This is a genomic window from Bradyrhizobium sacchari (genome assembly GCF_002068095.1).
Lineage (GTDB): Bacteria > Pseudomonadota > Alphaproteobacteria > Rhizobiales > Xanthobacteraceae > Bradyrhizobium > Bradyrhizobium sacchari.
The window spans coordinates 193,596-194,408 of record NZ_LWIG01000008.1 but is presented as its reverse complement, the minus strand read 5'-3'; the positions used below and the strand labels follow the sequence as shown (position 1 = coordinate 194,408).

The following is an 813-nucleotide window of genomic DNA, read 5'->3' as shown; positions in this document are numbered from 1 at the left end:
CTCGTCGGCCGGCGGCGTGGCAAGACGGGGGAAGAACAGCCTGACGACGCTGCCGTGTCCCGGCTGGGACTGCATCTGCACCAAGCCGCCGGACTGTCGCACGAAGCCGTAGACCATGCTGAGGCCGAGCCCGGTCCCCTTGCCGACCTCCTTGGTGGTGAAGAACGGCTCGAAGGCGCGGCTCGCCACGTCGGCGGTCATGCCGGTGCCGGTATCGGTCACGGCCACCATGACATAGTCGCCCGGCCGCGGCTCGCCGTTGACGTCGAGGTCGGAATCGCCGAGCGAGGTGTTGCGCGCCTCGACCGTCAGCTTGCCCCCGTCCGGCATAGCGTCGCGCGCGTTGAGCACGAGGTTGAGCAGAGCGGTCGCCAACTGGCCGGGATCGACGCTGGTCATCCACAGATCCGCATCGAGCGCGAAGGTGCACTCGATATGCTCACCCAGGCTTCGACGCAGCAGCGGCTCCATGTCGAGGAGCTTGCCGGCGATATCGATGTCGCGCGGCCTTAAGGGTTGTTTGCGCGCGAAGGCGAGCAGGCTCCGCGTCAGGTCCGAGCCGCGCTCGGCGGCGGTCGCGATGTCGCCGGCGATCCGGTGCAGTTCCTTGTCGCCGGAAAGGCGGTCGGCCAGGTGCTCCGAATTGCCGAGAATGACGGTCAGGAGATTGTTGAAGTCATGCGCCACGCCGCCGGTAAGCTGGCCCATGGCTTCCATCTTCTGCGATTGGCTGAGCTTCTGGTTCAGCTCGGCGATGGCGGCGCGCTGCTGCTGCAGCGACTCGGCGGTGTCGTTGAGCAGGGTCATCAGCCC

Annotated in this window: 1 protein-coding gene; it reads right to left on the bottom strand. The window is 67.2% G+C overall.

Annotated elements, in window-relative coordinates; translation table 11 throughout:
• Positions 1-813, bottom strand: an 813-nt coding sequence (locus A5906_RS44270; RefSeq protein ID WP_245326701.1) for an ATP-binding protein, incomplete at both ends; no start/stop codon positions are given.